20 protein-coding genes are annotated in these 19,438 nt (G+C 34.3%); 7 read left to right on the forward strand and 13 right to left on the reverse strand.

The window, feature by feature from the left end:
• Positions 1–2: 2 nt before the first annotated feature.
• The 12 genes from EIG86_RS04060 to recF form a co-directional block, all read right to left on the reverse strand.
• On the reverse strand, positions 3–2,369 hold the full coding sequence (locus EIG86_RS04060; RefSeq protein WP_240032175.1) for a TonB-dependent receptor: 2,367 nt from the start codon (positions 2,367–2,369) through the stop codon (positions 3–5).
• A 252-nt stretch (positions 2,370–2,621) separates the two neighbouring features.
• Complete coding sequence (locus tag EIG86_RS04065; RefSeq protein WP_127844864.1) at positions 2,622–3,263, reverse strand: O-methyltransferase; 642 nt, start codon at positions 3,261–3,263, stop codon at positions 2,622–2,624.
• Complete coding sequence (locus EIG86_RS04070) at positions 3,263–4,345, reverse strand: amidohydrolase family protein (protein ID WP_192901704.1); 1,083 nt, start codon at positions 4,343–4,345, stop codon at positions 3,263–3,265. Before EIG86_RS04070 ends, EIG86_RS04065 begins: the two co-directional genes overlap by 1 nt.
• A gap of 50 nt (positions 4,346–4,395) precedes the next feature.
• Entirely contained in the window at positions 4,396–5,181 is a 786-nt protein-coding gene (locus tag EIG86_RS04075) for an SDR family oxidoreductase (protein ID WP_127844866.1), read from the reverse strand.
• A gap of 12 nt (positions 5,182–5,193) precedes the next feature.
• On the reverse strand, positions 5,194–6,639 hold the full coding sequence (locus EIG86_RS04080) for an aldehyde dehydrogenase (protein ID WP_127844867.1): 1,446 nt from the start codon (positions 6,637–6,639) through the stop codon (positions 5,194–5,196).
• A 105-nt stretch (positions 6,640–6,744) separates the two neighbouring features.
• Positions 6,745–7,158, reverse strand: a complete 414-nt coding sequence (locus tag EIG86_RS04085; protein WP_127844868.1) for a RidA family protein — start codon at positions 7,156–7,158, stop codon at positions 6,745–6,747.
• A gap of 52 nt (positions 7,159–7,210) precedes the next feature.
• Positions 7,211–8,602, reverse strand: coding sequence for an FAD-dependent oxidoreductase (locus EIG86_RS04090; protein WP_127844869.1), 1,392 nt, complete (start codon positions 8,600–8,602; stop codon positions 7,211–7,213).
• Positions 8,592–9,863 carry a kynureninase gene (gene kynU, locus EIG86_RS04095; RefSeq protein ID WP_127844870.1) on the reverse strand — a complete coding sequence of 424 codons (1,272 nt, stop codon included), beginning with the start codon at positions 9,861–9,863 and terminating at the stop codon, positions 8,592–8,594. Before kynU ends, EIG86_RS04090 begins: the two co-directional genes overlap by 11 nt.
• A gap of 4 nt (positions 9,864–9,867) precedes the next feature.
• Positions 9,868–10,566: a hypothetical protein gene (locus tag EIG86_RS04100; RefSeq protein ID WP_127844871.1), complete on the reverse strand. Its 699-nt coding sequence runs from the start codon at positions 10,564–10,566 to the stop codon at positions 9,868–9,870.
• Positions 10,567–10,662: 96 nt separating this feature from the next.
• Complete coding sequence (locus EIG86_RS04105) at positions 10,663–10,965, reverse strand: DUF721 domain-containing protein (protein ID WP_127844872.1); 303 nt, start codon at positions 10,963–10,965, stop codon at positions 10,663–10,665.
• Positions 10,952–11,377 carry a lipocalin family protein gene (locus tag EIG86_RS04110; RefSeq protein ID WP_127844873.1) on the reverse strand — a complete coding sequence of 142 codons (426 nt, stop codon included), beginning with the start codon at positions 11,375–11,377 and terminating at the stop codon, positions 10,952–10,954. The genes EIG86_RS04105 and EIG86_RS04110 overlap by 14 nt, the downstream gene beginning before the upstream one ends.
• Positions 11,374–12,462 (reverse strand): DNA replication/repair protein RecF, encoded by a 1,089-nt coding sequence (gene recF, locus EIG86_RS04115; protein WP_127844874.1) that lies wholly within the window; start codon positions 12,460–12,462, stop codon positions 11,374–11,376. Before recF ends, EIG86_RS04110 begins: the two co-directional genes overlap by 4 nt.
• 133 nt (positions 12,463–12,595) lie before the next feature.
• Between recF and EIG86_RS04120 the strand changes: the two genes are divergently transcribed.
• The 7 genes from EIG86_RS04120 to EIG86_RS04150 all read left to right on the forward strand — a co-directional run bounded on the left by EIG86_RS04120 (position 12,596) and on the right by EIG86_RS04150 (position 18,808).
• Complete coding sequence (locus tag EIG86_RS04120) at positions 12,596–13,363, forward strand: tetratricopeptide repeat protein (protein ID WP_127844875.1); 768 nt, start codon at positions 12,596–12,598, stop codon at positions 13,361–13,363.
• A 5-nt stretch (positions 13,364–13,368) separates the two neighbouring features.
• Entirely contained in the window at positions 13,369–13,878 is a 510-nt protein-coding gene (ribH, locus tag EIG86_RS04125; RefSeq protein ID WP_127844876.1) for a 6,7-dimethyl-8-ribityllumazine synthase, read from the forward strand.
• 88 nt (positions 13,879–13,966) lie between these two features.
• Positions 13,967–14,260, forward strand: coding sequence for a hypothetical protein (locus EIG86_RS04130; protein ID WP_127844877.1), 294 nt, complete (start codon positions 13,967–13,969; stop codon positions 14,258–14,260).
• A gap of 3 nt (positions 14,261–14,263) precedes the next feature.
• The gene (mutL, locus tag EIG86_RS04135) at positions 14,264–16,129 is read left to right on the forward strand and encodes a DNA mismatch repair endonuclease MutL (RefSeq protein ID WP_127844878.1); all 1,866 of its coding nucleotides are present in this window, start codon (positions 14,264–14,266) and stop codon (positions 16,127–16,129) included.
• A complete protein-coding gene (locus tag EIG86_RS04140) occupies positions 16,130–16,885 on the forward strand; it encodes a rhomboid family intramembrane serine protease (RefSeq protein WP_127844879.1) in 756 nt (251 codons plus the stop codon).
• Position 16,886: 1 nt separating this feature from the next.
• Positions 16,887–17,777 carry a rhomboid family intramembrane serine protease gene (locus tag EIG86_RS04145; protein ID WP_127844935.1) on the forward strand — a complete coding sequence of 297 codons (891 nt, stop codon included), beginning with the start codon at positions 16,887–16,889 and terminating at the stop codon, positions 17,775–17,777.
• Positions 17,778–17,782: 5 nt separating this feature from the next.
• Positions 17,783–18,808 carry an endonuclease/exonuclease/phosphatase family protein gene (locus tag EIG86_RS04150; protein ID WP_127844880.1) on the forward strand — a complete coding sequence of 342 codons (1,026 nt, stop codon included), beginning with the start codon at positions 17,783–17,785 and terminating at the stop codon, positions 18,806–18,808.
• Here the strand turns inward: EIG86_RS04150 and EIG86_RS04155 are convergent.
• Positions 18,805–19,437: a WbqC family protein gene (locus EIG86_RS04155; RefSeq protein ID WP_127844881.1), complete on the reverse strand. Its 633-nt coding sequence runs from the start codon at positions 19,435–19,437 to the stop codon at positions 18,805–18,807. The genes EIG86_RS04150 and EIG86_RS04155 overlap by 4 nt on opposite strands.
• Position 19,438 lies beyond the last annotated feature (1 nt).

The following is a 19,438-nucleotide window of genomic DNA, read 5'->3' on the forward strand; positions in this document are numbered from 1 at the left end:
GACTAAAATTTAAAATTATAACTCACCGACGGTACAATACCAAATATTGAAAACCTAACCGCCTCGTTTTGTCCAGTAGTTTCATTTTGTTCAAAATTCAGTGAAGCTGCATTTCTTCGGTTATATAAATTATAAATACCGAAATTCCATGAAGATTCCCAAGCTTTTTGTTGTTTTCTTGGTGTGTAAGTCGCAGAAACATCAAATCTGTGAAAAGTCGGTAAACGATTCAGATTTCGTCCTTCATAAATTGGAATATTCAAGTCTTGGTATTCAAATTGTCCCACAGGAAAATTGACTGGTCTACCAGTTTGCAAGTTGAAATTTGCATTGAATGACCAGGCTTTATTCAATTCGTAACTACCAACGATGGACAAATCATGTGTTTTGTCGTAGGGGTTGAGATACCAATCTCCATTATTGATGCCTATTTCTTCTGGTGAACGCCCTGGTGTGCGTTGTTCACTTCTCGATAATGTGTAAGATATCCACCCTGTAAATTTACCAGTATTTTTCTTGAAATAAACTTCCCAGCCATAAGCTCGAGATTCACCGTTCAAAATTACACGTTCAATCGCATCATTTGCTATTAAATTTGCTCCGTCTATATAATCGATGCGGTTATTTATTTTTTTATAGAAAACTTCTGTTTCAAGTGTGTAAGGTGAATTTTTGAAGTCTTTAAAAAAACCAACAGCAAATTGGTCTAATTGCTGCGGTTTTACATATTTTCCGCTGGGTGTCCACACATCAAAAGGTGTTGGTGAAGAAGTGTTGGATAATAAATGTAAGTTTTGAACCATCCTATTATAGCTGGCTTTGATGGAGGTGTTATCATTTAAAATATAAGATACTCCAAGTCTAGGTTCCAGATTGAAATAAGTTTTTTCAATTTCAGATTCATCGCCATCGATAGTTTCAATCGGAGAAGCTTCTACATAAATATCTCTATTTTCATCATATAACAGTGGTTGGTCATTCTCATAGATGTCTATTGTTTTGTCTTGCATTCTGGAAAATGCATTGACTCTCAATCCGTACTGTAAATTTATATTATCGGTAAGTGAATGTTTTACAGAAAAATATGCAGAATTATCATAAGCGTATTTGTTATTTAGAATTCTAGCGTTAAAACTAGATGTCACTGAAGTAGGAATTATTTCTCCTGGATTGATAGCAAACCGAATACTATTTATGCCGTAATTGAAATCTAAATTTTCATTGATATTGTGTTTCAAATCATAATTGATTTTGAAATTAGAAATACTATTTTTGAAATTGAAACCAACCTCTGGCAATTCCAATTCATAACCATATCTACTAAATGAAAAATTTAAGTCGCTAGTTAGATTTTCATCAAATCGATGTTTCCAATTTACAACGCCAAACGCATTGCCGAATATATTACTAAAACTATCATTAATATTTATTAAATCCCGACCATAATAGCCAGAAAAACTCAGTTGGTTTTTTTCATCCAGTCTGAAGTTGAATCTAGTATTAATGTCATAAAAGTATGCCGAGTTATTATTGTCTGTGAGTTTTAGAAAAAGATGTGCGTAAGTTCCACGACCACTGACGAGAAAAGAACTTTTGTTTTTTTGAATTGGCCCTTCTAAGCTAAGTTTACTAGAAATCACGCCAATGCCACCTTCACCTTTTAGCTTTTGAGTATTACCTGTTTTTTGACGAATGTCTAAAACCGAAGACACTCGACCGCCAAAACTGGCAGGAATTCCACCTTTGTAAAGTTTCAGATAATCGACCGCGTCTGGATTGAAAATGGAAAAGAATCCAAATAGGTGAGAGGATTCATAAATAATAGCATCATCGATCAATATTAAATTCTGATCGGCTGCGCCACCACGAACATTGAAACCAGATGTTCCTTCACCACCATTCGAGATTCCAGGTAACTGTAATAAAGAACGAATGACGTCTGGCTCGCCAAAAACCACGGGAATTTTTTTTACACTAGAAGCGTCAAGTTTACTTACGCTCATATCTGTATCACGAATGTTGACTTTTTCAACACTACTAGAAATAACAACTTCTTCTAAATCCTCAGATTTGGGTTCAAGCTGAAAGTCTAAAGTCAAATTTTTGTTGAGATTGACGGTTTCAGTGATTTCTTTAAAACCGAGATAACTAATTTTTAGATTGTATTCACCTTGTGGCAAAGTAATACTGAAATTTCCCTTGTCATCACTAACTGTACCGCGATTTTCGCCTACAATAATTACATTTGCGCCAAGAATAGATTCACCTTGATCATCGGTGATTTGTCCAGAAATTTTAAAATTTTGACCAAAACTGCTTAAGGCGCAAAAGAACAAAATTGAAAAAAATAACTTATAGATTGGTGTCAATTTTTTAGAGCAAATATATTTAAGAAAAGTAAACGAACTCTAATAATAGTTTTAAATAAAACTAAATTTTTCGGATTAAAATTCTTTTTTTGTTAAATAAAAATCTTCACTAAATACAACTTTGAGTTCAACTAAAAAAGAGATTTAATTTTACAAAAACCAAAAGGAGTTAATTTTATAAGTTCTTTTAGCAAAAATAAAGGTTCACAACGAACTTATTTTGATTCATTATGAAAAAAACTAACGAAAAAACTATTTCTTCCTCGAGATCGTCAAACCATCTCGAATTGGCAATACGATAGTTTCGATGCGGGAATCTTCTTTAAGTAAACGGTTGAAAGTTAAAAGTGCTTTCGTTGAAATATCATTTGGATCAACTTTCTCAACAACTTTGCCGCTCCATAAAACATTGTCTGATAGAATGACACCACCTGAATTCAACTTATCCATTACTAATTCAAAGTATTTAGGATAAGAAGTTTTATCTGCATCTATAAATACCAAATCAAAACTTTTTTCCAACTTTGGAATAATTTCCTTAGCATCTCCAGTATGCTGGAAGATTTGTTTTCCATAGCCACTCAAATTAAAATATTTTCGCTGCAAATCATGTAATTCTTCATTGATATCTATTGTGTGCAATTCGCCATTTTCGGATAAACCTTCTGCAAGGCTAAGTGCGGAATATCCTGTATAAGTGCCAATTTCCAGAATATTTTCTGGTCTAATTATTTTGGATAAAATACTCAACAAACGCCCTTGGTAGTGTCCGCTCAACATTCTTGGCTGAAGCACTTTTTGCCAAGTTTCTTTATTCAACTGTTGAAGCAATTCTGGCTCTGCTTCGGAATGTTTTTCTACATAATCTTGAAGTGATTCATCAATAAAATCCATCAACTCAATATTTTGTTTACTAATTTATTTTTGCTTTCATCGTCGCTGCCATAAAGCCATTGAAGTACATTATCCGACCAGATTTCATCTTTTTCAGTTTCAGATATGATTTTCTCGTTTAAAGCTAAATCCAAAATTTTTCCTGGATATGAAGATTGCGGAGCACTTTCCATTTCACCTAAAGGATAAGGGTCATCTAGTCCGGCTAAAATTTGAGAACTTTTCTGGTTCTCAAGTAAGAGTTTCAATGACCTTGTGTCGTGTACAAGTGTATCAAAAAAGATGTTTTTGTGTCCAACTGATTTTCGAGGGTGTGTTTTGCCTTCAAATAAATCTGGTCTTCCATCGAATCCCTGTATTCTTCTTCCTAAATTAATTTGTGCCAACTGACCGCCATGAGCAAAGCAAACACGCATATTTGGATATTTATCTGGATAACCGTTCAATGTTAAAAAATGATAAGCATCTGCACATTGCGCCAACATCCATATCAGATGAAATCGCCAAGCTGTGTTTTCTAATTTAATGAACTTTTCGCCATCATAAGGATGGATTTCTACAGCTAAATTGAATTCGCTTGCCATTTCAAATATTGGCTCATTTTCTTCATCAAAAATACAACGCCAAGTCCCAATACTGTCCATATAATGCGTTGGTAAGCATAATAATTTCAAGTCGAGTTCTTTCACGCAACGTTCTATTTCCCAAAGCGCACTTCTTACAAAAGCTGGATGAACAACAAATCCGCAGGAGAATTTTTTAGGATGGTTATGCTGTACTTTCGCATTGAAATCATTTTGAAAACGCAAAGCTTTTTTCATTTCTTCTACGCGCAAACCATTGCCATATAATTGAGATAAATTAAGCACTACAGCATGGTCAATATTATATCGCTCCATCCATTCTAGTTTTTCATTCAAGAAAAAACTAGAATCTGTTACTGGGCGTTTCCAGTTTTTTTGGAGCATAAATTTCTTATCCTCATCAATCCAAAAAATTTCCTTTTCCCTCATGAAATCAGGAATTTCCTCAGGGTATGGCAATAAATGAGAATGTCCGTTAATTCTGAGTTTTCTCTTCATAATTTTAGAATTTTGGAATCTTTTGTTGAGATTTTTTTAGTTTGAAATCACTATAAACTTTTGGTACGTCCACCATCGATAGGCAAACTTACACCGTTGATATAGCTAGCAGCTTCACCAGCCAAAAATGCAATAGCATTGGCTAATTCTTCTGGTTGACCGAAACGTTTTGCGGGCACGCTGTTTTTCATAGCTTCAGCTACTTCACTTTCAGACTTATTTTGTTTTTTTGATTTGTTGGCAATAATTTGATCTAAACGACCAGTAGCCGTGAATCCTGGTAAGATATTATTTACTGTAATTCCAAATTCACCTAATTCGTTTGCCATAGTTTTGCTCCAGCTAGCAACGGCACCGCGGACAGTATTACTTACACCAAGTCCATCAATCGGTTGTTTCACTGAAGTTGAAATTACATTGATGATTCGACCGTATTTGGCTTTTTTCATTCCAGGAACCAAAGCTTGAACCAAAATTTGATTGCAAATAACATGTTGTGAAAACGCATTAGTAAACTCATTGGTTTCAGCTTCATAAATTGGTCCACCTTTAGGACCGCCAGTATTGTTCAGTAGAATATGATAATCTTTTTGCTTTGTTGCAGTTTCAACTTTAACTTTTAGATTTTCAGGAGCATTAAAATCGGCAACAATATAATCATGTGTTTGACCTGCCACTTTAGATAATTTTTTCAGTGTAGATTTTAATTTTTCTTCATCTCTAGCCACCAAAGTTATGTTAGCACCCAAATCTGCCATCAATAGAGCAGTGGCTTGTCCGATTCCTGCAGTACTGCCACAAATCAAGGCGTTTTTATTTTTTAAATTGATATTCATAAATTAAAATTTTTATTCGTAAGTAATACAAATGTTTTTAGGTTCCGTAAAAAATCGCAAAGCTTCTAAACCGCCTTCTCGACCAACGCCACTTTGTTTGGTGCCGCCAAAAGGGGTTCGCAAATCTCGATTCAGCCAAGTATTGACCCAAACAATACCACATTCAAGTTTTTTGGACATTCGCATCACGCGATTCATATCGGAAGTCCATAATGTAGAAGACAAACCGTATTTGGTGTCATTTGCCATGTTCAATGCTTCTGTTTCTGTTTCAAATGGCATGATGCTGACGATTGGTCCGAAAATTTCTTCTTGATTGATTCTACAATCATTGCTTTTGACTTCTATAATTGTAGGCTGAAAATAGTAACCTTCACTGAAGTTTTCTACATCAACTCGTTTTCCGCCAAATAAAATATTTTGATTTTCAGTTTTGGCAATTTCAACATAAGATTCTACTTTTTCTAAATGTGATTTTGAAACCAAAGCACCAATTTTTGTTTCTGAATTCATCGGATGTCCTATTTTCAATTGAGAAACTTTTTCAATGAAATCTTTTTTGAATTGTTCATAAATTGAAGCTTCTACAAAAATTCGACTGCCACAAAGACAAATCTGACCTTGATTGGCAAATGAAGATTTTACAGTGGTTTCTAACATTTTATCATAATTGCAATCTGCAAAAATCAAATTTGGATTTTTGCCACCGAGTTCCAAGGATAATTTTTTGAACATCGGTGCAGCAATTTTGGCAATATGTTCACCGGTTTTGGTGCCACCTGTAAAGGTGATTGCTTTAATTTTTGGATGTTTGGTGATGGCTTCTCCTGCGGTTTGACCTAATCCATTTACGATATTTAAGACGCCTTTTGGTAAACCAGCTTCAGTGCAAATTTCACCCAATAAGTATGCGGTATACGGTGTGATTTCGCTGGGTTTTGCAACGACGGTGTTTCCAGCGGCTATTGCAGGAGCAATCTTCCAAGTGAATAAATATAAAGGCAAATTCCAAGGTGAAATACAGCCTACAACGCCAATTGGCTGGCGCAATGTGAAATTCATACTTTGTAAACCGATACTTTCGTGGGCTTCACTACTGAATTGTGTAATTGCTTTTGCGAAAAAACTAAAATTTGAGGCTGCTCTGGGAATGTCAACAGATTTTGCTAAACTCAATGGTTTCCCATTGTCCAAACTTTCAGCTTCAGCCAACTGGTCTAGATTGGCTTCAATAATATCCGCAATTTTTTGAAGAATTCTACTCCGTTCATCCAAACTAGTCTCCGACCATGATGGAAATGCATCGGCTGCTGCTTTGTATGCTTTTTCTATATCTTCAGCTCCAGAGTTGGCAATTTTACTGTAAATTTTTCCTTCAGCCGGATTGTAATTATCCAACCATTTGTCATCTATTGGTTTGCAATATTCACCGTTGATATAATTTAAAATCAATTGCATAAAATTCAGTTTGAATGATTGCAATTTAATGATAAAATTGATTGATTACCGTCCACTTTTTAAAAAATAATTAGCAATTGTCAAGATCAATTGAGGATTAGATAATTATATTTTTTTGTAAGCTACAACTTTAATTTCTATCAATAAATGTGGGTGTGGCAATTGGTGTACTGCAACCGTTGTTCGTGTTGGACCGTTTTCTGGTTTGAAATATTTTGCATAAGTTTCATTGTAACCTTTGAAGTCGTTCATATTGACTAAAAAAGTGGTTACATCTACGACATTTTCTAAACTTGCATTTTCTTCTTTTAGAATACTGTCGATATTTTCTAAAACTGCTGCTGTTTGCTTACGAATGTCCAAATTGGTCGTTCCCATTTCATCTACTTCAACACCATCAAAAGTATTATCGGAACGTCGTGAACTCGTTCCTGACACGTAGATGAAGTCTCCAACGCGTTTCACATGTGGATAAGCGCCGCGAGGTTTTGCTTTGCCTTCTACTAATTTGCTTGACATATATTTTACTTTTTAAATTATTTCAATATTGATTTTTAAAAATGAATTACTTTCAATGTTCTAAAATAACATCGCCTTCCAAAATTTGTTGGGTTACATTTCGAATGAGCTCCAACTGTTCTTTAAGAGATTGTTTATCGTGCAATTTGTTGTTTTTAAGCAATCCCAAAATAGCTTTATCTTGTCCGCGACCTCTATCCATGGCTGTTTTATATGAAATTTGCTCTTCAAAAGTAACCAGGCTATATTTGGAAGAATATTGTTTTGGAAATTCCTTTTCTAAAGCCAATTCTATTTTTCTTTTTTGTAGAAATATATCTTGCGCAGTATGCGATTTCATTTCATGGAAATTATCCAAAGCTAAATCCGCAATCGCGTCTGCATCGGGTTTTCTTGTTTCACTAAATACTTTGAAACTCTTAGAAACATCAAAATTATTTTCGACTAAAATTTTATCAAATTCGAAAACATCTTCAAAAGAAGCGTTCATGCCTTGTCCGTAAAACGGAACGATGGCATGTGCGGCATCGCCCATAATCAATGCGTTTTTAAAAGTCCAGGGTGAACATTTCACCGTGCCTAATGGCGCAGTAGGATTTTCAAAAAATTCAGTTTTCAATTCTGGCATAAGTTTATAGGCATCTGGATAGATACTTTTAAAATATTCCTCTACAATTTCAGGATTGTTCAAATTATTGAAATTGTATTTACCGCCTTCGTAAGCTAAAAATAAGGTAACTGTAAAACTTTTATCCAAATTTGGTAAAGCGATGAGCATATTTTCACCTCTTGGCCAAATGTGCAGCGCTCCTTTTTCAGTCGCATATTCTCCAGATTCTGAAGGGGGGAAACTCAACTCTTTATAGCCATGTGTTAGAAAATTTTGCGAATGACTGAAGAGAAAATTCTTTTGATTTTGCATTTCTTTTCTCACGACAGAACCTGCCCCATCTGTACCAAAAATATAATCAGCATTGAAACTTCTTTGTGCTTGGTTTTCAGAATCTTCAAACGTGGCTGAGGTTTTTTCCAAATTTACATCTGTACAAGATTGATTGAAGTGAATTTCAACATTATCATGTTTTTCAACAGCATCTAGAAGCAAAGCATTCAGACCACTTCTTGAAATGGAATTGATATATTCGCCTTCACGGCCACTGTATTTAGACAATTGCATTTCGCCTTGTTGATCGTGCAACATTCTGCCATACATCGGAATGCAGAGTCCTTGAACGGATTTTTCTAAACCGACTAGCTTGATGCCTTTCATCCCGCGGTCAGAAAATGCTAAATTTATGGAACGTCCTGCAGAAATATCAGCTTTTCTTAGGTCTGCACGTTTTTCAATTAAAGTAATTTTATAATCGTGTTGGGCTAAACGCAAAGCCAAAAGTGAACCACAAAGTCCTGCGCCAATAATAAGTATGTGTTCTCTAGATTTCATTCAATACTTTTTTTAAGATTTGGACAAATACGTAAACATCTGTATAAGAATTATATAATGGAGCAGGAGCTACTCTGATGACATCTGGCTCTCGCCAATCTGAAACCACGCCAGCTTCAGTTATTTTATCGAATAAAGTTTTGTCAGCATTTTTTACTTGAATGGAAAGTTGACACCCACGTTCTTCAGGATTTCTTGGTGTAATAATATGAATATCTTCATTGTCTAATTCATCGATTAGGAATTCTAAAAAGCCTGTTATTTTTTCAGATTTTTCTCTAATTTTTTCAAAACCAGCGGCATCAAAGACATCTAATGAAGCACGAATCGCAGCCATCGACAGAATCGGCGGATTGCTGAGTTGCCAACCTTCGGCGCCAGGAATAGGGGAGAAGTCCTTTCGCATATTGAATCTAGTAGATTTGTCGTGTCCCCACCAACCTACAAAACGCTTCAAATCTGGATTGTTGGCGTGTCGCTCATGAACGAAACATCCACCGAGACTTCCTGGTCCAGAATTTAAATATTTATATGTACACCATACGGCAAAATCTGCACCGACTTCATGAAGATTCGGTTGGATATTTCCTGCACCGTGAGCCAAATCGAATCCAACAGTGATATTTTTGTCGTGAGCGAGTTTGGTTATTTTTTTTAAATCGAAAGATTGCCCTGAATAATAATTAGTAGAACCAATCATTACTAACGCAATTTCGTCGCCATGATCTTGAATGATTTTTTCATAATCTTCCATTCGACAGGTATTTTCGCCTGGTCTGGGCTTCCATAAAATCATACCGTCTGTTGGATCGATGTCGTGGAATTTTAACTGAGATTCCACAGCATATTTGTCGGAAGGAAATGCATCGCTTTCAATAAGGATTTTATACCGTTTTTTTGTTGGTCTGAAAAACGAAACCATCATCAAATGCAAGTTGGTCGTCAAGGTATTCATCACAACCACCTCTTTAGGCTTAGCACCAACAATTTTCGCCATTTTTTCAGTCAGAAATTCGTGATAGGGCATCCAAGCGTGTTCGGCTTCTGTATGACCGTCTACGCCATATTTTGCCCAGTCATCTAATTCTTGTTGAATGTATTTTTGCGTGTTTGTCGGTTGCAATCCCAATGAATTTCCACAGAGGTAGATTTTTTCTTCTCCGTCAGTGTGTTTGGGAATATGAAATTGATTTCTAAATGTTTTAAGTGGATCGGTTCGATCCAAAGCTTTTGCAAATTCTATACTATTTTGGTAAATCATGCTATTATTTTGCGCTTATATCTGTAAAATAAAGTTTGAAAGTTTTGTCTGGATTTTGGTGAGTTTTAGCAATTTTTAAACCTTTGAAAGTTTCGTAATCTTCCCAGGTTGTACTCATTGCCGGCTCTTGTTTTCCACTAGGAATATAAGACCACTCACGAATTATATTTTGGTCATCAATGTAAATTTTATAGGTGTCGCCTGGCGTATAACCGGCTTCATTTTTATAATTGATGCTGACTTCTGTAAGTTTTTTTTCTGAAATCGGGGCTTCAACTTCATTTTTGATTTCGGTATCGAAATTATCGTCCCAAACTAGCTGAAATGGAAAAAGCAACCAATATTTATCGTTGATAAATGCTTGGTCTGTGCGTTGTAAAGTGCTGTCAACTTTATTCAAATTGTAGGTTAGAGTTGTGTCTGCTGTGGTCATGCTGACTTTTTCAATTTTGGGTTGCCATTCCCAACCTCTTGTAAAGACATTGCCGCCTCGATCTACATTGAAACTATATTTGAGTTCGTCAATGTCAGACCAATTTTCAAAACCGTGAGCTTTAGCGATTTTCATTAAAATTTCTGGACGATCGTTTTTTACTTCAGTTGAATTCATTTCAGATTTTGAATCTGAATTTTCGCTTTTGTTTTCTGCTTTTTTACAGCTGAAAATCAAGCTTAATATTAAAATAAAGTACAGTTGTTTCATAGCTTTCGAAAAGTTTTTCGTAAAGGTAAATGAAGCCATGATGCTTTACAAACGATTTTCACTTTTAATTGAATTGAAATTTTTTTAACGGCAAATTTATCGCAATACAATTTTCTGAATGACTTCACGTCCAAGACTTTCGTTGAGGCGTTCTATGATTTTGGATTTTCCATAACTGAGTTCTTCTCTTAAAGTAGAAGAGTTCAAGTGAACAGTTAGTGTTTCATTTCTGAAACTCACTTTCTCAGTGTAATTTTTTATGGCGGGACCGAGTTCTGTCATCCAAGCTTTTTCAACATCTACGCGATCTAAACCAAGATTCAAACGATGTTTGCTTTTGAAAATTTCCATTAAATCTTTCATGGATTTTTCTTCGTGCTGCCGTTTATTTTTTGCCATTGTTCTCAATATCTATACGTTCGTGTCTTTTATAAGTGTAGATGAAATCTTGCTCGTTTTTAACGACAAACTTATTTTCACTAATGCTGATAATAGTCTCCTTCCATTGGTCAAAGCTGTTACTGTAGTATAAGCGAATACTGTCGTTTTCAACTTTAATTTCAAAATTTTCTAGGTCTTTTGAAGCTGTGTAATTTCCGATAATACTTGGTTGTAATTTTTTTCTGAAACCAGTGGAATCTTCAATTTTAATGAAATCTATATTTTGATTCATTTCATATTTTTTCGCGCCATAAGGTGTTTCGGCTTTTTTAATTTCCCAGAAACCGTTCAATTGGTCTATGTTGCCAAGATTATTTTCATTTTGACAGGCGAATAATAAAAAAACTAAAGGTAAAACTAAATATTTCATGCTTCAAGATTAATCATTTTATATTGATTGGCGTTTTGTTTGACGACTTCTTCTGTGCGTTCGGGATGTGTGTCGCTAATGAACATCTGACCTAAATCTGATTTTGAAACCATTTGAACTATTTGTTTTACACGATCTTCATCCAGTTTATCAAAAATATCGTCTAAAAGTAAAATAGGTTTCATGCCGTGTTGCGATTTTAAAAAATCATATTGTGCGAACTTTAGCGCAACTAAATATGATTTTTGTTGACCTTGAGATCCGAATTTTTTAACCGAATGCTTTTTAATTTTAAAAATTAAATCATCTTTATGAGTTCCAAAATTAGAATATTGGCGTTGTAAATCTGTTTTTAAACCAGATTTCAAAATCTCGCTAAAACCTGTTTTTTCTTTGAATTGACTTTTATAAGTCAAACTGATTTCTTCTCTAGAATGACTAATTTCGCTATATCTGGCTTGAAGAATTGGTAAGAATTTTTCAATAAAGTTTTGGCGTTTTTCAAAAATATTTTGACCAATTCCAACAATTTGATCGTCATAAACATCTAAAGAAGTTTGGTCGAAAGTGCGATTCGCAGCAAAATATTTCAGCAAAGCATTTCTTTGAGAAAGGACTTTGTTATACTTCAGCAACTCGTTAAGGTAAATTTTATCGCCTTGTGAAATTACACCGTCCATAAATTTTCGGCGTGTTTCGCTACCTTCCAAAATCAAATCACGATCTGTTGGTGATATTATGACCAGTGGAATCGTGCCAATATGATCACTGATTTTGTCGTAAATTTTCCCGTTGCGTTTGATTATTTTCTTTTGCCCTTTTTTGAACGATGTAATTATTTTTTCATTTTTTTCACCATTAAAAAAGTCGCCTTCAATAACAAAAAAATCAGCATCGTGATTTATATTTTGACTTGTAACTGGATTAAAATAGCTTTTTCCGAAAGCTAAATGGTAAATAGAATCCAAAATATTCGTCTTACCGATGCCATTTTGACCAACTAAGCAGTTGATTTTGTCATCAAATTCTAAATTGATGCTATCGAAATTTTTATAATTTATAAGAGATAAATCCTTTATGATCATTGAGTTGATTTAAAGTATTTAATTTTTATTTTGGTTTAAAGCACTAAAATTAACATTCTGTAAAAATATCAAATAAATAGTGTATTCTATATGAATAAAAATTATATTTTTGCCAGTCGAATAAAATACAACTATGGCATCATATAGAAAAAGAGGTTACAAACCGAAGAACAAGGCTGAAAAAGAAGAGCAAATAGAACAAGAATCAACAACAGCCGAAGTTTTTAATACTTTAGATGAACGCGCGACTAAAACCGAGGCATTCATTTCCAAATACCAAAAACCGATTTTCGGTGTAATTATCGCTATTGCTGTGGTTATTATCGGCTTTTTAGCTTATCAAAAGTTTATTCAAGAACCGAATGAAATTGAAGCAGCTAATGAGATGAATCAAGCGCAACAATATTTCGATAGAGCGATAGAAGCAACAGAAAAAGAACAAGATTCCTTATTCAACTTGTCTTTGAAAGGTGGAAACGGTAAATTTGGATTTGAAGACATTTCCAGTAATTATAGCAATACGAAAGCAGGAGAATTGGCAAACTATTATGCCGGAATTTCTCATTTGAATTTAGGTAATTATCAAGAAGCAATTGAATATTTAGATAATTTCAATGCTGGAGATGAAATCCTAACACCACTCGCAAAAGGTGCGATTGGAGACGCTTTTCTTGAATTAGAGCAACCGAAAGAAGCTTTAGGCTATTTTGAACAAGCTGCTAATATGCGCAACAATTCATTTACTACTCCAAAATTTTTATTGAAAGCTGCGGTAACTGCAATAAATTTGGAACAAGCTGAAAAAGCAGAAAAACATTTAACACGTATTCAAGATGAATTTCCTGAATCTGATGAAGCAGAAAATGTTGATGTTTATTTAGGGCAAGCGCAAGCATTATAACATGTATGGCAACATCAGGAAAAAATCTTTCAACTTACGATAAATCAACTTTGCCGAACGCTAAAGATATGCGGATCGGCTTAGTTGTTTCTGAATGGAATCCAGAAATTACAGAAAATTTGTTTCAAGGCGCATTTGATGCATTAATAGATGTTGGTGTCATCAAAGAGAATATTGTTCGCTGGAACGTTCCCGGAAGTTTCGAATTGCCTTACGCTTGCAAAAAAATGCAGGAAAGTTTTGAAATGCTAGATGCTATTATTGCTGTCGGAAATGTAATTCAAGGAGAAACCAAGCATTTCGATTTTGTTTGCCAAGGTTTGACCAAAGGTATTATGGATTTGAATCTTCAAAACGATATTCCTATTATTTTTTGCGTGTTGACCGACAATACAAAAGCTCAATCTGAAGCGCGTTCCGGTGGAAAACACGGTAATAAAGGTACCGAAGCCGCAATTGCAGCCATCAAAATGGCACAATTGCGAAAAGATGCTAAATTCTACAAACCGATTTAAAAATTAAATGTTGATTTCAGGTTAAATTCGAGCTCGAAATCCATTAATTTGATTCATTTTCCTTAATTTTGACTTTATAGAATAAACTATGTTTAAAGTCAAATCACTCAAGCTAAGAAAGAACAATCGGTACAATTATACACCGCGTTATTATAACGGGAAAGATATTGGAAATCCGTATAGTTTTGATTCCAAATTCAATAAATACAAAGACACCCATAATACCATAGATTTTGGCTCACATTGGGCTGAAGCTAGAACAAATTCCAGACACCGCGGTAACCGAAGCATCAACCGAAGGGTGATTCTGATCGCATTAGTTTTAGCATTTATTTTTCTATGGATCATCGATTTTGATCTTTCAATTTTTACTGCAAAATAAAAAATGAGTGATATCATCCAATTATTGCCCGACCATGTAGCCAATCAAATTGCTGCCGGAGAAGTTGTTCAACGTCCGGCTTCTGTAGTTAAAGAACTTATGGAAAATGCGGTAGATGCTGAGTCGAATTCTGTGACTTTGGTTGTAAAAGATGGTGGTAAAACTTTAATTCAGGTTGTGGACGATGGTTTTGGAATGTCTGAAACTGATGCGCGTTTATCTTTTGAACGTCATGCCACCTCCAAAATAAAACAAGCCGAAGATTTATTCAATCTGCATACCAAAGGATTCCGTGGTGAAGCTTTAGCTTCTATTGCCGCAGTTGCTCATGTAGAAATGAAAACCAAACCTGAAGCTGAAGAAGTTGGTACACAACTCGTCATCGAAGGCAGCAAAATTGTCTCTCACGAACCTTGTGTAACGTCCAAAGGAACTTCGATTTCTATTAAGAATTTATTTTTCAATATTCCCGCTAGGCGAAATTTTTTGAAGTCGAAACAAGTTGAACAGAAACATATTATAGACGAATTTCAACGCGTGGCTTTAGCTCATCCAAGTATTGCTTTTAAAATGATTCACAACGATAGTGAGATTTTTAATTTGCCAAGTGCTAATTTCAGACAACGCATTGTTGGCGTGATGGGTTCGAAAACCAATGAAAAGTTAGTGCCGGTTAAAGAAGAAACTGATTTGATTAAAGTCAGTGGCTTTGTTGGAAAACCAGAATTTGCAAAGAAAACAAGGGGCGAACAATTCTTCTTTGTCAATCACCGATTTATAAAACATCCATATCTTCATCATGCCGTTTCTAGTGCTTTCGAAGGTTTGCTAAAAGATGGTGCATATCCTAGTTATTTTTTGTATTTGGATGTTGATCCAAAATCTATAGATATCAATATTCATCCTACTAAAACTGAAGTGAAATTTGATAATGAGCATGCGTTTTATTCAATTTTGAGAAGTGCAGTGAAACATAGCTTAGGTCAATTCAATGTGGCACCTGTTTTGGATTTTGAAAAGGATGCTAGCATGGATCCTAATTATATTCAACATAAAAGTAATGCTAAAATTCCTTCTCTGAATGTTAATCGGAATTTCAATCCTTTTGAATCTGAAACTAAATTTCAGTCAAAATATAAGCATAATCATCAAACACAAAAATCAGCGCCATGGGAAGCGCTTTATACTGGTTTGAATCAAGATGTTGATTTTGATACCAAATCAAGTGAATTAGTTGATATAGAAGTAGAAAGTGAACATGTTCGTGGAGATTTGTTCCATGGGAATCACCAAAAAACAAATTTTGAATATAGTGGCACTTTTCAACTTCAGAATAAATATATTATTACATCAACGACTTCAGAAATGTTGGTCATTGATCAACATCGAGCTCATTTTCGCGTACTTTATGAAGAATTGTTAAAGAATATTACAGATCGACCTGCATTAAGTCAGCAATTGTTATTTCCATTACAACTTCAATTGAATACTAATGAAATTCAAATTTTTGAACAGTTGAAATCTTCATTGGAAAATGCTGGGTTTTCTTTTTCTGAAATTGGAAAAGATTTTGTGAAAATCAATGGAATTCCAAATAAATTACCCGAAAGTGAAGTATCGATTTTGTTAGATCAACTTTTGTCAGACTTTGATAATGAAATTCCAGATTCTGGTTTTCATCAAACCGATTTATTGGCTAAATCTTTAGGGCAAAGTATGGCGGTTAAAAATGGTACACCACTTGAAAAGGAAGAACAGACGGAATTGGTCAATCAGCTTTTTTCTTGCAAAGAACCAATGCTTACGCCGATGAATAAATTGATTTTCGTCAAACAATCGGCGTCAGATTTCGATAAAAAATTTATGTAAATGGGAGGAAGAATCACAGAAACTGTAAAAGTCTTATTAATCGTAAATATTTTGTTCTTTTTTGGAGCTGAATATCTAGGTGATTATGCCTTTAGAATGTTTGCGCTTTGGTTTCCAGAAAACGAAAATTTTGGCTTTTGGCAAGTTTTAACGCATATGTTTATGCATGGTGGTTTTTCACATATTTTGTTCAATATGTTTGCTTTATACATGTTTGGCAGTTTATTGGAACAATATTTAGGGCAAAGCAAATTTTTATTCATTTATTTTTCAGCTGGATTAGGTGCTGCCGGGCTTCAAATTTTATTCAGCTATATTGGTTATAATAACGCTTATGAGACCTACATAGATGCAGGCGTAAGTCCTAGAGAAATTAAAGATTTGATTCAAAGTGTTAAAAATACAGGTGAATATCGCCTCTATGATTCAATTCCAAGGGATGTGAGTGAACAACTTTTCCGTAATTATTTGACGCCAATGGTCGGTGCGTCAGGTGCTATTTTTGGAGTTTTAGCAGCATTCGCCGTTGTCTATCCAAATTTGCCTTTGTATATTATTTTTGTGCCGATCCCAATAAAGGCCAAATATTTAATCGGTGGCTATTTCTTGTTGAATTTGTTTTCTGCTGTGACTGGCGTTACCCTATTAGGTCCTTCAAATACCGCATATTGGGCACATATCGGCGGAGCAATCATCGGATTTATCACAATGTGGTATTGGAAAAAAAATGAACCTAACCAATACAGATGGAATTGATATGAACTGGAAAGATAATTTAAAATACAGATACAATACAGCGAATATGCTCGAAAAATTGATCGGGTTAAATGTGCTGCTGTTTATACTCACATTTGTTTTTAGAACCATAGGTTTTTTATTTCAAATTCCAACTGAGTTTTTTGTGGAATGGCTAGTATTTCCAAAGCATCTAGTTGATTTAGCTTTTAAACCCTGGACAATCATTACTTACGCATTCATGCATGCTGGTATTTTTCATATTCTTTCGAATATGATCATATTATATTTTTCAGGTCAGTTTTTTCTGAATTTTTTCTCGGAGAAACGTTTGTTGAATTTGTATTTACTCGGTGCTATCGGCGGCGCTTTGATTTATATGTTGAGTTATAATTTGTTGCCAGCATTTGCAGGAACCGGTCGTTCATATCTCATTGGTGCATCGGCATCTGTCATGGCTATTTTGGTTGGTGTGGCAACGCAAGCACCAAATATGCAGGTGCGTTTGTTTTTTCTAGGAAATTTAAAATTGTGGTGGATTGCTGCTTTTCTAGTTGTTTTGGATGTAGTTCAAATTCCAATTTCTAATCCGGGTGGGCATTTAGCACACATTGGCGGTGCTACTTTAGGTTATTTGTACATCACACAATTGAAAAAAGGCAATGATATTGGATCTTGGTTACAGAATATTACTGACGGATTTGCTTCTTTATTTTCTTCAAAATCAAATCGGAAAAGTCGAATGAAAACTGTGCATCGTAAAAAAACTAAAACAGAAACAACTTCAACTAAAAAACGATCTGAGCAACAGGAAAAAATAGATAAAATTCTTGATAAAATAAGTAAAAGTGGTTACGACAGTTTATCTAAAGAAGAAAAAGATTTTTTATTCAAAGCCGGAAAAGACATGTAAAGACAGTGAAGACCAAACTCAATTTTTTTGAAAAATTCATCTACGCTCTGAACTTAATTTTTGTCGTATGCTTGATTATTGCCTATCTTTTACCATTTGTGCCTCCAAAATTTTCAGCATTTTTATCTATTCTGAATTTAGGTTTACCGTTTTTCTTATTTGTCAATTTTTTATTTTTCTTCTACTGGTTGGTCAAGTTGAAAAGACAAATGCTTTTGTCTCTTTTTGCAATTTTGGTAGGTTTTGGTTATTTCAATAAAATCTATGTTTTTAGTGATTCTGTGAAATATCAATCTCCAAATGTTTTGAAAGTAATGAGTTATAATGTTAGATTATTTAATCATTATAAATGGATTGAGCAAAATAATATAACCAATAAGATTTCTGATTTTATTAGAAATGAATCTCCGGATGTTGTAGCTTTTCAAGATTATTATAAAGATCCAGATTTGAAATTGACTGATTTCAAATATAAGTTTGAAAAGTTTAAACACGAAGGTTCTAGAATTGGTATGGCAATTTTTAGTAAATATAAAATTGTAAATACGGGAACTATTGATTTTCCAAAAACTCAAAACAACGCAATTTTTGCTGATATAATCAAAAATAGAGACACCTTACGAGTCTATGCGGTGCATTTGGAATCTTTAAAAATTCTGCCAGATGTTGAAGAGTTACAAAAAGAAGACCAGCAGAAACTTATTAGTCGAGTAGGGAAGTCCTTCGTAAAACAAGAAGAACAGGTTGAGATGTTGAAGCAGAGTTTCGAATCCACCGACTTACCAAAAATAATCTGTATGGATATGAATAATGCACCGTTTTCATATGTCTCTAATCAAATACTGAAACACAATCTCAGAGACGCATTTACAGTCGCTGGAAATGGTTTTGGCAAAACCTTCGATTTTGACTTTTTACCCATCAGAATTGACGTCATTTTCTCTGAAAAATCGATTAAAGTATTGGACTTCAAAAACTATGAAGTCCAGCTTTCAGACCATTACCCAATTATGGCAAGTTTCGCTTTTTAGCCTTTTCTTTTCTGATTTTGAAGATAGCTTAAAGCTGCAGGTCCTTCATTAAATAACAAATCTAAAATGCTTAAGTTATGGAGGTAACCGAATTTTGCCTCAAAAACTTGAATGTACTTTTCTAATTTAAATTCTGGCGTTCTTTTGGCATTCACTAAACTCCTACAATCCTTATATTCTTCATGAATAAATTCAAACTTTTTAGTTTCATCATATTCAAAATTGATTTGAAGACAATCAAAAACAATTTGCATACACATCAAGTTAAAATCCATTAAAAAAGTCGCCCTTTTTTCAAATAATGGTAAAAATTCGTCTTCATAATATTCGAAAAATGGTGAAGTTCTGTAAGCTGCTTCTAAAGATTTCCAATGTAGCTTTTGCCACTTGAATTCATTCTCGATTTTTATGTCACGGTATTTTTGATGCTTATCGGTTTTGTTTTTTCTATGTTTTACAGGAATATTCAATAAAAGTCTTCCATTGGCACCATAAATATACTGCCGACTTCTGTAAGTTTGTTTTTGGTAATTGTCTTTCGTTTCAAAAACAAATTTGTCTGCTTGGGCAATTTCCGCATATAAATCTACAGGACCGAAGTAACTCGGATGAATAAGGCTTGGCTTCAAA

It is taken from the genome of Psychroflexus aestuariivivens, from assembly GCF_004010055.1.
Classification (GTDB): domain Bacteria; phylum Bacteroidota; class Bacteroidia; order Flavobacteriales; family Flavobacteriaceae; genus Psychroflexus; species Psychroflexus aestuariivivens.

Bases quoted from the DNA above. Each gene is read 5' to 3' on its own strand.
- EIG86_RS04065 (WP_127844864.1), bottom strand. From the start codon at position 3,263: ATGGATTTTATTGATGAATCACTTCAAGATTATGTAGAAAAACATTCC.
- EIG86_RS04070 (WP_192901704.1), bottom strand. From the start codon at position 4,345: ATGAAGAGAAAACTCAGAATTAACGGACATTCTCATTTATTGCCATAC.
- EIG86_RS04075 (WP_127844866.1), bottom strand. From the start codon at position 5,181: ATGAATATCAATTTAAAAAATAAAAACGCCTTGATTTGTGGCAGTACT.
- EIG86_RS04080 (WP_127844867.1), bottom strand. From the start codon at position 6,639: ATGCAATTGATTTTAAATTATATCAACGGTGAATATTGCAAACCAATA.
- EIG86_RS04085 (WP_127844868.1), bottom strand. From the start codon at position 7,158: ATGTCAAGCAAATTAGTAGAAGGCAAAGCAAAACCTCGCGGCGCTTAT.
- EIG86_RS04090 (WP_127844869.1), bottom strand. From the start codon at position 8,602: ATGAAATCTAGAGAACACATACTTATTATTGGCGCAGGACTTTGTGGT.
- kynU (WP_127844870.1), bottom strand. From the start codon at position 9,863: ATGATTTACCAAAATAGTATAGAATTTGCAAAAGCTTTGGATCGAACC.
- EIG86_RS04100 (WP_127844871.1), bottom strand. From the start codon at position 10,566: ATGAAACAACTGTACTTTATTTTAATATTAAGCTTGATTTTCAGCTGT.
- EIG86_RS04105 (WP_127844872.1), bottom strand. From the start codon at position 10,965: ATGGCAAAAAATAAACGGCAGCACGAAGAAAAATCCATGAAAGATTTA.
- EIG86_RS04110 (WP_127844873.1), bottom strand. From the start codon at position 11,377: ATGAAATATTTAGTTTTACCTTTAGTTTTTTTATTATTCGCCTGTCAA.
- recF (WP_127844874.1), bottom strand. From the start codon at position 12,462: ATGATCATAAAGGATTTATCTCTTATAAATTATAAAAATTTCGATAGC.
- EIG86_RS04120 (WP_127844875.1), top strand. From the start codon at position 12,596: ATGGCATCATATAGAAAAAGAGGTTACAAACCGAAGAACAAGGCTGAA.
- ribH (WP_127844876.1), top strand. From the start codon at position 13,369: ATGGCAACATCAGGAAAAAATCTTTCAACTTACGATAAATCAACTTTG.
- EIG86_RS04130 (WP_127844877.1), top strand. From the start codon at position 13,967: ATGTTTAAAGTCAAATCACTCAAGCTAAGAAAGAACAATCGGTACAAT.
- mutL (WP_127844878.1), top strand. From the start codon at position 14,264: ATGAGTGATATCATCCAATTATTGCCCGACCATGTAGCCAATCAAATT.
- EIG86_RS04140 (WP_127844879.1), top strand. From the start codon at position 16,130: ATGGGAGGAAGAATCACAGAAACTGTAAAAGTCTTATTAATCGTAAAT.
- EIG86_RS04145 (WP_127844935.1), top strand. From the start codon at position 16,887: ATGAACTGGAAAGATAATTTAAAATACAGATACAATACAGCGAATATG.